Here is a 13283-nt window from a genome sequence, read left to right as displayed (position 1 = left end):
CGTTCGCATGGACAACCGACGATCGGGGTCACGACCAGGCCGTTCGAACCATGCACCCGTCCTCCATGGCGGAGGGCGGCGCCCGCTGGGCGCCAGGTGTGTCGTGGATTGGAGCGTGATGACGGTGTCCCGCGTGTGCGTCAACGGTGAGTTCCGGCCCCTCGGTGAGGTGGGCGGCGAGATCACCCTGCTCGACTGGCTGCGAGGCAGCGGGCTGACCGGTACCAAGGAGGGTTGTGCCGAGGGGGAGTGCGGCGCCTGCGCCGTGGTGGTCCTGCGGCCTGACGCCGACGGCGACAGCAGCAGCTGGACGGCCATCAACTCCTGCCTGGTGCCGGCTGCGGCGCTGGACGGTCAGGAGGTCGTCACCGCCGAGGGGCTGGGCACCCCGGCTGCGCTGCACCCGGTCCAGCGCGAGATGGCCGTCCGGGGCGGCTCGCAGTGCGGTTACTGCACCCCCGGCTTCGTCTGCTCGATGGCGGCCGAGTTCTACCGCCGAGGTCGTGGCGGTAGCTCAGCCGGGGCCGAGACCGAGCACGCCCGCGAGGCCCCGGCCGCCGACCACGAGCACGGTCCGAACGGCTTCGACCTGCACGCCCTCAGCGGCAACCTGTGCCGCTGCACCGGCTACCGGCCGATCCGTGACGCGGCGTACGCCCTGGAGGACCCGGCCCCGTCCGACCCGCTGCACACCCGGACGGCCGACCCGGCCCCGGCGCCGGTGCCGGCGACCACCACCGGCCCGTTCGGGGACTACGTCCGACCGGCGAGCCTGGCGGAGACGCTCGATCTGCTCGCCCGCCATCCCGACGCCAAGCTGGTGGCCGGCTCCACCGACTGGGGGGTCGACCTCAACCTCAAGCACGCCCGGGCGGAGCTGAGCATCGGCATCGACCGGCTCGACGAGCTGCGGACGTACGACGTCGGGGCGGACGCGATCACCCTGGGGGCGGCGCTGACGCTGTCGGAGATCGAGACCCGGCTGGCCGGCGAGGTCCCGCTGCTGGCCGCGCTCTTCCCCCAGTTCGCGTCCCGGTTGATCCGCAACTCCGCCACGCTGGGCGGGAACCTGGGCACCGGCTCACCGATCGGCGACTCGTTGCCGGTGCTGCTCGCCCTGGATGCTTCCCTGGTCCTGGGCTCGACGGTGGGGGAGCGGACGGTCCGGTTGGCCGACTACTTCACCGGCTACCGCCAGACCCTGCGACGGCCCGACGAGCTGATCGTCAGCGTCGTCCTGCCGCGCCCGCTGGCGCCGCTGACCGCGTTCCACAAGATCGCCAAGCGGCGCTTCGACGACATCTCCAGCATCGCCGTGGCGTACGGGCTGACCCTCGCCGACGACGGCACCGTGGCCCAGGTCATGATCGGCATCGGCGGCGCAGCGGCCACCCCGTTGCGCGCCACCGCCACTGAGGAGTTCCTGACCGGTCGGGCCTGGACGAGCGAGACCGCCGACGCGGCGGCCGCGGTGCTGGCCGCCGAGGGCACGCCGATGGATGATCATCGAGCCTCGTCGGCCTTCCGCACGGCGATGCTCGGTCAGTCGGTGCGCAAGCTCTTCGTCGAGACCAACGAGGCCCAACAACTGGGAGGTGTGGCATGACGGCCCTCGATCGCGGGCAGGCAGGGCTGGAGGTGCGGACCCCGCACGCGACCGGGTCCCTGGCCGATCGTCCGTCGGGCGCCAAGGTCGGCCTCGAGCTCCCGCACGAGGCGGCCGACCTGCACGTCACCGGTGCGGCTCTCTACACCGACGACCTCATCATGCGCACCAGCGGTGTGCTGCACGCGTGGCCGGTGCAGGCACCGCACGCCCGTGCCCTGATCACCGATCTGCGGGTCAAGCCGGCGTACGACGTCGACGGTGTCGTCCGGGTGCTGACCGCCGAGGACGTGCCCGGGGTCAACGACGCCGGCATCAAGCACGACGAGCCGCTGTTCCCGTCCGAGGTGATGTTCCACGGGCACGCGGTCTGCTGGGTGCTGGGCGAGACCCTGGACGCCGCCCGCCGCGGCGCCGAGGCGATCGAGGTCGACTACGAGCCGCTGCCCAGTCTGATGACCCTCACCGAGGCGATCGAACAGGAGTCGTTCCAGGGTCACCAGCGCACCATCTCCCGCGGGGACGCGGCCGCCGGTCTGGCGGCCGCGAGCCACCGGTTCACCGGTGAGTTCGAGTTCGGCGGCCAGGAGCACTTCTACCTGGAGACGCACAGCTCGTTGGCCCTGGTCGACGAGAACGGCCAGATCTTCGTCCAGTGCTCCACCCAGCACCCGTCGGAGACCCAGGAGATCGTCGCCCACGTGCTGGGGGTGGACTCCCACGCGGTGACCGTCCAGTGCCTGCGGATGGGCGGCGGCTTCGGGGGCAAGGAGATGCAGCCGCACGGCTTCGCCGCGATCGCCGCACTGGGCGCCACCCTGACCGGACGACCGGTCCGGCTCCGACTCAACCGCACCCAGGACATGACCATGTCCGGCAAGCGCCACCCCTTCCAGGCCAGCTGGGAGATCGGCTTCGACGACGACGGGTTGATCACCGGGTTGCGGGCCACCCTGACCAGTGACGGTGGCTGGAGTCTCGACCTGTCCGAGCCGGTGCTGGCCCGGGCGCTGTGTCACATCGACAACGCCTACTGGATCCCGAACATCGAAGCCCACGGGCGGATCGCCAAGACCAACAAGACGTCGCAGACGGCGTTCCGCGGCTTCGGCGGCCCGCAGGGCATGATCGTGATCGAGGACATCTTGGGTCGCTGCGCCCCGCTGCTCGGACTCCCCGCCGAGGAGCTGCGTCGTCGCAACCTCTACTCAGCCGGGCAGTCGACGCCGTACGGGCAGCCGGTCCGCCATCCCGAACGGTTGGCCGACATCTGGTCGCAGCTGCTCGACAAGGCCGACTACCCGGCCCGACTCGCTGCCCTGGAGGTCTTCAACGCCGAGCACCCGCACACCAAGCGCGGGCTGGCGATCACCCCGGTCAAGTTCGGCATCTCCTTCAACCTGACCGCCTTCAACCAGGCCGGCGCCCTCGTCCACGTCTACAAGGACGGCTCGGTGCTGATCAACCACGGCGGCACCGAGATGGGTCAGGGCCTGCACACGAAGATGATCCAGGTGGCGGCCACCGCCCTCGGGGTGCCGTTGTCGGCTGTCCGGCTGGCGCCGACCCGGACCGACAAGGTGCCCAACACCTCCGCCACCGCGGCGTCCTCGGGCGCCGACCTCAACGGCGGCGCGATCAAGAACGCCTGTGACCAGATCCGCGACCGGCTGGCCGAGGTGGCGGGCCGCAAGCTCAACATCCACCCCGCCGACGTCCGCTTCCACGACGGGGTGGTCACCGGCATCGGCTTCCATGATCGCGAGATCAGCTTCGCCGAGCTGGCGCACGCCGCCTACTTCCAGCGGGTCTCGTTGTGGGCGGCCGGTTTCTACCGCACCGAGGGTCTGCACTGGGACGCGGAGCGGATGCAGGGCGAGCCGTTCAAGTACTTCGCGTACGGGGCCGCGCTGGCCGAGGTCGAGGTCGACGGCTTCACCGGCGCCTACCGGATGGTGCGGGCCGACATCGTGCACGACGTCGGCGACAGCCTCTCCCCGTTGATCGACGTCGGTCAGATCGAGGGCGGCTTCGTCCAGGGCGCGGGCTGGCTGACGCTGGAGCAGCTGCGCTGGGACACCGGCGACGGTCCGAACCGGGGTCGGCTCACCACCCAGGCCGCGTCGACGTACAAGCTGCCGAGCTTCTCGGAGATGCCCGAGACCTTCCACGTGCACCTGTACGAGAAGGCCACCGAGTCCGGTGTGGTCTACGGGTCCAAGGCGGTCGGCGAACCGCCGCTGATGCTCGCCTTCTGCGTCCGGGAGGCGCTGCGCCAGGCGGCGGCCTCGTTCGGTCCGCCCGGCACGTCGGTGGACCTGGCCAGCCCGGCCACCCCGGAGGCCGTCTACTGGGCCCTCGACGCCGCCCGCACCACCGGTGTCGCCGACCGCGCCGCGGGGACCTGACATGGACTGGTTGCGAGCAGCCACGGCGCTGCGGGACTCCGGCCAGTCCGGGGTGCTGATCACCGTGATCGCCGTCCGCGGGCACGCGCCCCGTGACGCGGGCGCCAAGATGGTGGTGGGCGCGTCCCGGACCTGGGGGAGCATCGGCGGCGGCAACCTCGAGGAGGTCGCCATCGCCCGGGCCCGGACCATGATCACCGAGTCGTCGGCCGAGGTCAGCACCGTGACCACCCGGCTGAACCCGCACGAGAAGACCGAGTTCGGGCGGCAGTGCTGCGGTGGTGAGGTGACGGTGCTGTTCGAGCCGCTGCCCGCCCGGCCCACCGTCGCGATCTTCGGGATCGGCCACGTCGGCTACGAGATCGCCCGGATCGTGTCCCGCTGGGACGTCCGGCTGCTGCTCGTCGACTCCCGCGCCGAAGAGCTCGAGGCTCTGCGGCTGGTCGACGTCGTCGACGGCGCCGCCGACGTCGAGGTGCATCACACCGTGCTCGGCGAGACCGTCCTGGAACGCCTGCCGGTCGGCTCGCACGTGCTGATCATGACCCACGACCACGCCGAGGACTTCGCGCTCTGCGACGCGGCGCTGCGGCTGCCCGAGGGCCGGCTGGCCGACGTCGGGCTGATCGGGTCGTCGGCGAAGTGGTCCCGCTTCCGCACCAACCTGGCCGAGCACGGCCACGACGAGGACCGGATCGCCACCATCACCTGCCCGATCGGGTTGCCCGCCATCGCCGGCAAGGAGCCCGCGGTGATCGCGGTCTCGGTGGCGGCCGCCCTGATGCAGTCCCTGCGGTCCTCCGTGGCGGTGTCCCGATGACCCTCTTCCGCTCGACCATCCTGGACATCGTCGGGAACCCGTTCCGCAGTGACGATCCCGCCGGCACCCTGCGGGCCGACGACGACGGCGGTCTCGTGGTCACCGACGGCGTGATCATGGCCCGCGGCCCGTACGCCCGGCTGCGGGCGGAGCACCCGGCCGAGGAGATCGTGGACCTGACCGGCGGGCTGCTGGTGCCGGGCTTCGTCGACACCCACGTCCACTACCCCCAGGTGCGGGCCATCGGCGGTCTGGGGATGCCGCTGCTCGACTGGCTGGACCGCTGCGCCCTGCCCGAGGAGGCGCGGCTCGCTGACGTCGCCTACGCCGAGTCGGTGGCCGAGGAGCTGATGTCCTGCCTGGTGGGGGCCGGGACCACGACCGCGCTGGTCTTCGGGGCGCACTACGCGACGGCGATGGACTCGCTGTTCGCCGCCTCGGAGCGGACCGGCCTGCGGGTCACCTCCGGTCTGGTGGTCAGCGACCGCATCCTGCGTCCGGATCTGCTCACCACCCCGGAGCAGGCCCTCGCCGAGGGGCGGGTGCTGGTGGATCGCTGGCACGGGCGGGGGAACCTCCGCTACGCCGTCACCCCCCGGTTCTCGCTGTCGGCCTCGGAGGCGATGCTCCACTCCTGCGCGGAGCTGGTCGGTGCGGCCGAGGGCGTCTTCGTCACCAGCCACATCAACGAGAACGGCGCCGAGGTCGACCAGGTGGCCAGCCACTTCCCGGCCCGGTCGCACTACCTCGACACCTACGACCATCACGGCCTGGTCGGTGACCGCACCGTGCTGGCCCACAACGTCCATCCCACCGACCACGAGCTGGAGGTGATGGCCGACCGGCGATCCTGGGTCGCTCACTGCCCGACGAGCAACGCGGCCCTCGGCAGCGGGCTGTTCCCCTTCCGGCGCCACGACGCGTACGGCGTCGGTGTGGCCCTCGGGTCCGACGTCGGAGCCGGGACCGGGTTCAGCCTGATCAAGGAGGGACTGCAGGCCTACTTCGGCCAGCAGCTCCTCGGTCCCGACGGGCTGCCGCTGACGCCGGCCCACCTGCTCTACCTGGCCACCCGGGCCGGCGCCCTGGCGCTCGGCCTGGGCGATCTGGTCGGTGACTTCGCCGTCGGCCGGCGCTTCGACGCCGTCTGGCTCCGTCCCGTCCCCGGCAGCGCGCTCGACATCGTCCTGCGGCACGCACCCGACGCCTCCGAGGCGTTGGCCAAGGTCTTCGCTCTCGCCGCCCCGGCCGATGTCGCCGGGGTCTGGGTGGACGGTCGACAGCTGACCGCCGGATCCCCAACCAGCACCCGCACCCGCACCGCACTCCACACCCTGACCACCACCGCCTGACGAGCTCTGCTCGTCCGCCCGAGAGGCTCCGCCCATGACCCAGACCAAGGCCACCGAGCCGGTCGCCACGAGCAAGCCGATCAGCGGTTTCGACCGCTACTTCGGCATCACCGCTCTCGGCTCCAACATCCCGCGCGAGCTCCGCGCCGGCTTCACCACCTGGCTGACGATGAGCTACATCCTGTTCGTCAACCCGCAGGTGCTGTCCGGGGCGATCACCGTGCCGAACGGGTTCAACCAGCTGCTGACCACGACCTGCCTGGCCGCCGCGTTCGGTTCGCTGGCGATGGGCATCGTCGCCCGGTATCCCTTCGCCCAGGCACCGGGGATGGGTCTCAACGCCTTCTTCGCCTACTCCGTGGTCGGCGCCATGGGCTATCCCTGGCAGACGGCGCTGGGGGCGGTGTTCGTCTCCGGCGTGCTGTTCGTGGTGCTCAGCGTGGCCGGCGCCCGACAGGCCATCGTCAAGGCCATCCCGCTCAGCCTCAAGTTCGCCATCACCGCCGGTATCGGGGCCTTCCTGGCCTTCCTCGGATTCAAGTCGGCCGGCATCGTGGTGGTCAACGAGGCCACCCTGGTCGGTCTGGGCTCGTTCACCCACCCGACCGCGTGGTTGGCGATCATCGGGCTGGTCGGCACCGCGGTGCTGATGCACAAGAAGATCAAGGGCGCCATCCTGTACGGCATCATCGGCACCTCGCTGATCGCGATCATCACCCGGATCCCGGTCTACTCCGGTCCCGACGGCACCCTGGTTCCCTTCGCCGGGTTCGCCAACGGCATCATCGGGCTGCCCGTGTGGCCCACCGACCTGATCGGTCAGCTCGACATCGGCGCCGCCCTCGGTCTGGGTCTGTTCAGCGTCGTCTTCACCTTCTTCTTCGTCGACTTCTTCGACGCCACCGGCACCCTGACCGGTCTGGCGCAGCGGGCCGGCTACCTGGACGCCAAGGGCGACATGCCCCGGGCCAGGTTGACCTTCTCGATGGACGGCCTGGCCGCCATGTTCGGCGCCTTCGTCGGCACGTCCACCACCACGGCGTACGTCGAGAGCGCCTCCGGCATCGAGGAGGGCGGCAAGACCGGCGTCACGGCCAGCACGGTCGGCATCCTGTTCATCGTGTCGACGTTCCTCTGGCCGATCGCCGGCGCCGTGCCGGGCGCAGCCACAGCTCCCGCGCTGATCCTGGTCGGGGCGTTGATGATGCAGGCGGCCAAGGACATCGAGTGGGTCGACCTGTCCGAGGGTGTGCCGGCGTTCCTGACCGTGATCTTGATGCCGCTGACCTTCTCGATCGCCAACGGCGTCAGCTTCGGCGTCATCGCCTACTGCGCGATCAAGCTGCTCAGCGGCGAGGGCCGGAAGGTGAGCCCGATCCTCTACGTCGTGGCGCTGCTGCTGATCGCGCGGTACGTCTTCCTCGCCGAGGGGTAGGCGGGGGAGCAACGCGCAGGCTCCCGCTCCAGCTGCACCTCCGCCGGACCTGCACCGATCACCAGCACTCGCCGGAGCCGCCTCGAACCTGGCTACGTCGTCGTCGTCGGTCGGAGAGGAAAAAGCGCCTCTCCGACCTTCTCCTCAGCACACCGGCGGCGACTCCGGCGGCTGGCGCTCAGGCGGCCGGCGCCTTGACCACGAGCACCGGGACGTCGGCGTGCAGGATGATGTTCTGGGTCACGCTGCCCAGGAACAGCTTGCCGACGGGGCTGCGGCGGCGGGCCCCGATGACCAGCAGCTCGGCGTCGATGGCCCCGACCACGTCCAGCACCGCCTCGCCCACGTCCTCACCGGTGGTGACCTGGAGCGTCCACTCCAGGTCGTCGAGCCCGATCTCGGTGAGGACCTTGGTGATCTGGTCACCGACGCCGGCCTTGTGGGCCTCGACGACATCGAGGTCGACGCCCTCGGCGACGTGGATGACGGCCAGCGGAGCGTGGCGGAGGCTGGCCTCCTTGGCGGCCTCCCGCAGGGCCACCTGGCCGATCGTGGATGCCTGGTGGGCGACGACGACGCTCATCTCAACTGACTCCTTCGTGGGGGCGGAGCGACCTGACGGTGGCTCCGGGGCCGACTCTAGCGGTGATTGTCTGGACAAACTAGCCCCACTCCCCACCCCCGTGCTCAGGGCTGGGAGCGGCGGGTCCACACCTGGCCGCCGGTCACCGAGGTCCCGGAGGAGCCGATGATCACCAGGCAGCGCATGTCCACCACCGCCGGGTCGAGGTCACCGAGGGTGGTCACCACCAGCTCCTCGCCGGGTCGGCCCACGTCCCGTCCGATCACCACCGGGGTGGCGGGCGAGCGGTGCTCGAGGAACAGCGCCCGGGCGTCGGAGACCTGGGTGGTGCGGCTGCGGGACGCCGGGTTGTAGAGCGCGATCACCAGGTCGCCCTCGGCGGCCGCCCGCAGCCGGCGTTCGATCACCGCCCACGACTTCAGTCGATCGGACAGCGACAAGACGACGTAGTCCCCACCGAGCGGTGCCCCCGCCCGAGCCGCAACGGCCTGGGCCGCTGTCACCCCGGGCAGCACGGTCACCCGCACCTGTCCGTACGCCGGGTCGGCAGCCACGGCCTCGAACGCCGCGGACGCCATCCCGAACACCCCGGCGTCGCCGCCGGAGACCAGGGCGACCTTCTCGCCGCGGAGCGCGAGATCCAGGGCCAGTCCGGCCCGGTCCAGCTCGACGGTGTTGCCGCTGGCGTGCCGCTGCAGACCCGGTCGCGGGGGGACCCGGTCCACGTACGGCCCGTAGCCGACGACGTGGTCGACGAGCGCCAGCGCGTCGGTTACCTCCGGCGTGACCCAGCGGTCCGGGCCCGGTCCGAGCCCGATGACCAGCAGCTCGGCGGGCGTGCGGTCGGAGCTCTGCGGTGCCCCGTGCGCCGGTGCCGCGTCGACCTGGCCGGCGCGTCCGCCGCTGTCCGCCCGACGGCCCGGGCCGGGCACCACGATGGAGGAGAAGTACGGCACCGCCTCCGGATCGACCTCCGCGACCGGGCGGACGACCTCGCGGCCGGTGCTGGCCCGCTCCACGTAGACGGCGTCGTCGAGCCGCCCGGCCTGCCGCAGCGCCTCTCGTACGCCGGCGAACGTGCGGCCCAGCTTCATGATCACCACCGCGTCGCGGCCGGCCAGCCGACGGGCCAGCTCGGGCACCGGCAGGGTCCCGGGGAGCACGGTGAGCACGTCCTCGTGGCGCACCAGCGGCACCCCGACGGCGGCGGACGAGGCGCTGACCGAGGTCACCCCCGGCACGACCTCCCAGCGGAAGCGGTGGGCCAGCCGGTCGTGCAGGTACATGTAGGAGGAGTAGAAGAGCGGGTCGCCCTCGGCCAGCACGACCACGGTCCGGCCCGCCGCCAGGTGCGCGGCCAGCCGGGCCGCCGAGGCGTCGTAGAACTCCTCGATCTGGGCGTAGTAGCCGTCGCTGTGGTCGGCCGGGCCGACCGTGACCGGGTAGGCCAGCAGCTCCTCGACCGCGTCGGCAGGGATCAGGTCGGCCACGATCGAGCGGGCGATCGAGGTCCCCTTGGTGCCCGAGTGGTAGGCGATCACGTCGGCCGCCGCGATCAGCCGGGTCGCCTTGACCGTCAGCAGCTCCGGGTCGCCGGGACCCACCCCGACGGCGTAGAGGATGCCGCCGGTCACAGCTCGTCCTCGCGGGCCAGGGCGTTCACGGCCGAGGCGCACAGCGCCGAGCCGCCCCGCCGACCGTGCACCACCAGGTACGGAACCTGCTCGGGGTGCTGGACCAGGGCGAGCTTCGACTCCGCCGAGCCGACGAAGCCGACGGGGATGCCGAGGATCGCCGCCGGTCGGGGACCGCCGTCGCTGATCAGCTCGAGCAGGGCGAACAGCGCGGTCGGGGCGTTGCCGATGGCCACCACCGCACCCTCGAGATCCTCACCCCACAGGGAGACTGCCGCCGCCGAGCGGGTGGTGCCCCACCGGGTGGCGAGCTCGCTGACCCGGGGGTCGTGGAGCAGGCAGCGCACCTGGTTGCCCGCGGGCAGGCGCCGTCGCGTGACGCCGGAGGCGATCATCTCCGCGTCGGTGTAGATCGGCGCTCCCGCGCGCAGGGCGGTCTGGGCCGAGGAGACCAGCAGCGGGTGCGCCTCGACGTCGTCGACCAGCCCGACGTCCCCAGAGGCGTGGATCATCCGGACCACGACCTTCTCCGCGTCGGCCGGGACCCGGGACAGGTCGGCCTCGGCGCGGATGGTCGCGAACGACGCCCGGTAGATCGCCGTCGGGTCGTCGAGGTAGTCGTAACGCCGGGTCGGTCGTCTCATCACCGACCCCCGACGGCGTGCACAGCCTCGGCCAGCGTGGGAGCCACCAGGTCGACGTGATGACCGGTCGGCGCTCCGCAGCGCCGTTCGCACCCCGAGAGGTGGGTCCGCGGCAGCTGGGTGCCCCGGCCGACCAGAGCCGAGGCCAGGGCGGTGGTGTCGATCCGGCCGCGCGCGCAGGCGGGCGCCCCGACGCAGGCGCTGAGCTGCGCCCAGGCACCCTCGTCGTCGGTCACCAGCCCCGCCTCGGCCAGGGCGGGCAGGGACCCCGCCGCGCCGGGGAGCACCAGGCCGCGCCAGGGCGTGATCACCACGGCTCCGTCACCGACGGCGTGCTCCACCGCCGCGACCTGGGGGCCGGTGAGCATGGCCAGCGGGACCGCCACCGAGGCGGCCCCGCCGACGGCGCCGAGCGGCGTCCCGGCCGGACCGGTGACCGGCGCCGCCGGCACCGGCACCGGCACCAGGTCCAGGGAGGCGACCCAGGCGGGCAGCTCGCGGACGTGCCAGGCCCCGGTGTCCGTGCGGGCCGCCGCGAAGGCCAGCGCCAGCCCGACCAGCGTCGGCACGACCTCGCCGGCCGTCACCGGCAGGCCGAGGTCCGGGCCGCCGACGAGCAGCTGACCGCCCTCGGGGCCGGTGGCCCGGTAGCCGAGATCGAGGCGCAGGTCGAGCACGTCGCCGCGGCCGTCGTCGAGGACGAAGAGGAACCGCCCCGGCAGCTCGGCCAGTGCCGGCTCCGCGATCAGCGCCAGGTCCAGGTCCCGGGTCAGGCCGGACACGTCGGCCCGACCGCCGTGCAGACCGGTCAGCGGCGAGGCGACGATGTTGCGGACCCGCTCGTGGGTCGGCGAGGGCAGCAACCCGGTGGCCGTCACGGCGTCGACGAACGCCGGCGGAAGCGGGTCAGGCAGTCCGCGCAGCTGGAGCCCCGCCCGCGAGGTCAGCTGGAGGACGCCGTTGCCGTAGGCCGCGGCGAGGTCGGACAGCCGGCGCAGGGTGCGGGCCGGGACTCGTCCACCGGGCAGGCGCAGGCGCACCATCGCACCGTCCTCGGCCCGATGGGGCCGCAGGACGCCGGGGCACGCGTCGGCTGCTCGCATCCCGCCATCCTAGGAGCCGTGGCGGGGCTCGATGCCCGCCGTGATCGACGGTGGAACGCCGACGGGAGCGCAGGTTGCGGGAAGGATCCGGTGCGACAGCGCACCGAGTCCTCCCCGCAGGTCGGTCGGCGCGACAGGCCTGCGATGAGTTCGGCCGTCGGCGTGGGTCGAGGAGAGTGCCGGTGACCGCGCCGGCCACGAGGAGGCACCCGATGAACCCGATGGCCCGTCGCATGTTCGAGCTGGTCGAGCCGATCGGCGTGCTGCCGTACGCGGCCGACGAGCCGAACGAGACCATGTTCGCCCTGGGGTTCACCAACTACTGGGACATCTACTTCGCCGGCCGCGCGGCCCCGCTCGGCAGGCCGACGGCGGAGGTGGTGGACGCCCTGTTCTACAACTTCGCACCCGGCGAGGTGGCCCGGCACATCCCGAAGGTGTGGCACACCACGACGCCGGAGGCGGCGACCGCCGCCCGCCAGGCCGGGTGCGTGGCGGCGCTGCGGCGGATCCTCGGCGACCGGGTCCCCACCCCGGAACTCGCCCGGGCCACCGAGCTGCTGACCCGGGCGGCGACCAGCGCCCCACCCCAGGGGCGACCGATGTACGCCGCCCTGCTGGCGCTGCCGGTCCCCGAGGAGACCCTGGCCCGCCTGTTCTTCGCCGCGTCCCTGCTCCGCGAGCACCGGGGCGACGGACACATCGCGGCCCTCGTGGTCGAGGGCATCGGCGGGCTCGAGGCGCACGTCCTGCTCGCCCTCGACCTCCCTCTGCCGGCGGTGCAGTTCGGTCGGCTGCACCACCTGCCGGCCGCACAGATCGAAGCGGTGGTCGACGGCCTGCGGCAGCGTGGGCTGGTCGGTGGCGACGGGTGGTTCACCGAACAGGGCCGTGCCGTCAAGCGACGGGTCGAAGAGCTCACCGACGACCTCGCCGCGAGGCCGTACGAGGTCCTCGACGCCGAGGAGCGGGACGAGCTGGTGCGTCTCCTGGAGCCGATCGCGGCACTCCTGCTCGCCGCTCAGGACTGAACCGTCCCGGGGGCTGGCACGATCGGGTCATGGCCGACGTCGGGGGCGACTTCACCGTGACCATGCCGGAGCTCCGGGCGGTCGCCCGGTTCGTCGCCGAGAGCGCCGCCGAGGTGCTCGAGATCTTCGAGAGCGCGGTCCCTGGCGATGACCGGCCGAGGGAAGCGATCGCCGCGGCCCGGGCGTTCGTCGAGGGCGCACCCCGCAGCCGACGCCAGCGGGTCGCCGCGGTGGACGCCCACCGGGCCGCAGCGCAGGCGCCCACCGAGCCCGCGCGCCTGGCCGCGCGGTGCGCTGGGGACGCGGCGGCGGCCGCCTACCTGCACCCGATCGCCCGGGCGAGCCAGGTGGGCCACATCCTGCGGGCCGCGGCCACCGTCGCCCACCTGAGTGAGCTGAGTGCCGACGTCGACCAGGGTGCTGCCGCGCGCTCGCTGGAGCGCAGCCGACTCCGGGCCACACAGGGGCTCGTCGATGTCCTCCGGCGCTACCCGAGCGCGTCGTCGCCGGTGGGTGGATCTCGGGTGGCGACCTTGATGGCGGAGCTGGACGCCGCGCTCCGGCAGCACTGAGTGGCTGGCGGCGGGTGCGGCCGACCGAGAGCTTCACAGATTTCGGACCCTGGTCGGCGACCTCTAGAATCGTGCGGGTCATGAACCCGTCAGCA

11 protein-coding genes are annotated in these 13283 nt (G+C 72.4%); 7 read left to right on the top strand and 4 right to left on the bottom strand.

Translation table 11 applies throughout. The annotated features are described in order from the left end of the window. Positions 1–118 precede the first annotated feature (118 nt). The 5 genes from ABD714_RS08910 to ABD714_RS08890 are packed head-to-tail and all read left to right on the top strand — an operon-like array spanning position 119 to position 7621. On the top strand, positions 119–1606 hold the full coding sequence (locus tag ABD714_RS08910) for a xanthine dehydrogenase small subunit (protein ID WP_344811965.1): 1488 nt from the start codon (positions 119–121) through the stop codon (positions 1604–1606). Next, positions 1603–4014, top strand: a complete 2412-nt coding sequence (xdhB, locus tag ABD714_RS08905) for a xanthine dehydrogenase molybdopterin binding subunit (protein WP_344811964.1) — start codon at positions 1603–1605, stop codon at positions 4012–4014. The genes ABD714_RS08910 and xdhB overlap by 4 nt, the downstream gene beginning before the upstream one ends. A 1-nt stretch (position 4015) precedes the next feature. After that, positions 4016–4834, top strand: a complete 819-nt coding sequence (xdhC, locus tag ABD714_RS08900; protein ID WP_344811963.1) for a xanthine dehydrogenase accessory protein XdhC — start codon at positions 4016–4018, stop codon at positions 4832–4834. Then, the gene (locus ABD714_RS08895) at positions 4831–6186 is read left to right on the top strand and encodes a guanine deaminase (RefSeq protein ID WP_344811962.1); all 1356 of its coding nucleotides are present in this window, start codon (positions 4831–4833) and stop codon (positions 6184–6186) included. Before xdhC ends, ABD714_RS08895 begins: the two co-directional genes overlap by 4 nt. A 34-nt stretch (positions 6187–6220) precedes the next feature. Beyond that, a complete protein-coding gene (locus tag ABD714_RS08890; protein ID WP_344811961.1) occupies positions 6221–7621 on the top strand; it encodes an NCS2 family permease in 1401 nt (466 codons plus the stop codon). Between the two features lie 178 nt (positions 7622–7799). Here the strand turns inward: ABD714_RS08890 and ABD714_RS08885 are convergent, their stop codons facing one another. The 4 genes from ABD714_RS08885 to ABD714_RS08870 all read right to left on the bottom strand — a co-directional run bounded on the left by ABD714_RS08885 (position 7800) and on the right by ABD714_RS08870 (position 11585). Then, positions 7800–8204, bottom strand: coding sequence for a universal stress protein (locus tag ABD714_RS08885; protein ID WP_344811960.1), 405 nt, complete (start codon positions 8202–8204; stop codon positions 7800–7802). A 104-nt stretch (positions 8205–8308) separates the two neighbouring features. Beyond that, a complete protein-coding gene (gene cobJ, locus ABD714_RS08880; RefSeq protein WP_344811959.1) occupies positions 8309–9838 on the bottom strand; it encodes a precorrin-3B C(17)-methyltransferase in 1530 nt (509 codons plus the stop codon). Further along, the gene (locus ABD714_RS08875; RefSeq protein WP_344811958.1) at positions 9835–10482 is read right to left on the bottom strand and encodes a precorrin-8X methylmutase; all 648 of its coding nucleotides are present in this window, start codon (positions 10480–10482) and stop codon (positions 9835–9837) included. The genes cobJ and ABD714_RS08875 overlap by 4 nt, the downstream gene beginning before the upstream one ends. Next, entirely contained in the window at positions 10482–11585 is a 1104-nt protein-coding gene (locus ABD714_RS08870) for a precorrin-3B synthase (protein WP_344811957.1), read from the bottom strand. Before ABD714_RS08870 ends, ABD714_RS08875 begins: the two co-directional genes overlap by 1 nt. A 212-nt stretch (positions 11586–11797) precedes the next feature. On the opposite strand from ABD714_RS08870, the gene ABD714_RS08865 reads away from it, so the two are divergent. Beyond that, positions 11798–12616, top strand: a complete 819-nt coding sequence (locus ABD714_RS08865) for an SCO6745 family protein (RefSeq protein WP_344811956.1) — start codon at positions 11798–11800, stop codon at positions 12614–12616. Positions 12617–12645: 29 nt separating this feature from the next. Beyond that, positions 12646–13188, top strand: a complete 543-nt coding sequence (locus ABD714_RS08860; RefSeq protein WP_344811955.1) for a putative immunity protein — start codon at positions 12646–12648, stop codon at positions 13186–13188. The last annotated feature ends 95 nt before the right edge of the window (positions 13189–13283 follow it).

The organism is Microlunatus aurantiacus, assembly GCF_039536605.1.
Taxonomy (GTDB): domain Bacteria; phylum Actinomycetota; class Actinomycetes; order Propionibacteriales; family Propionibacteriaceae; genus Microlunatus; species Microlunatus aurantiacus.
This window is presented reverse-complemented; position numbering and strand designations above follow the sequence as displayed.

Coding starts and splice junctions, on each gene's coding strand:
- ABD714_RS08910 (WP_344811965.1), top strand. CDS start 119: ATGACGGTGTCCCGCGTGTGCGTCAACGGTGAGTTCCGGCCCCTCGGT.
- xdhB (WP_344811964.1), top strand. CDS start 1,603: ATGACGGCCCTCGATCGCGGGCAGGCAGGGCTGGAGGTGCGGACCCCG.
- xdhC (WP_344811963.1), top strand. CDS start 4,016: ATGGACTGGTTGCGAGCAGCCACGGCGCTGCGGGACTCCGGCCAGTCC.
- ABD714_RS08895 (WP_344811962.1), top strand. CDS start 4,831: ATGACCCTCTTCCGCTCGACCATCCTGGACATCGTCGGGAACCCGTTC.
- ABD714_RS08890 (WP_344811961.1), top strand. CDS start 6,221: ATGACCCAGACCAAGGCCACCGAGCCGGTCGCCACGAGCAAGCCGATC.
- ABD714_RS08885 (WP_344811960.1), bottom strand. CDS start 8,204: ATGAGCGTCGTCGTCGCCCACCAGGCATCCACGATCGGCCAGGTGGCC.
- ABD714_RS08875 (WP_344811958.1), bottom strand. CDS start 10,482: ATGAGACGACCGACCCGGCGTTACGACTACCTCGACGACCCGACGGCG.
- ABD714_RS08870 (WP_344811957.1), bottom strand. CDS start 11,585: ATGCGAGCAGCCGACGCGTGCCCCGGCGTCCTGCGGCCCCATCGGGCC.
- ABD714_RS08865 (WP_344811956.1), top strand. CDS start 11,798: ATGAACCCGATGGCCCGTCGCATGTTCGAGCTGGTCGAGCCGATCGGC.
- ABD714_RS08860 (WP_344811955.1), top strand. CDS start 12,646: ATGGCCGACGTCGGGGGCGACTTCACCGTGACCATGCCGGAGCTCCGG.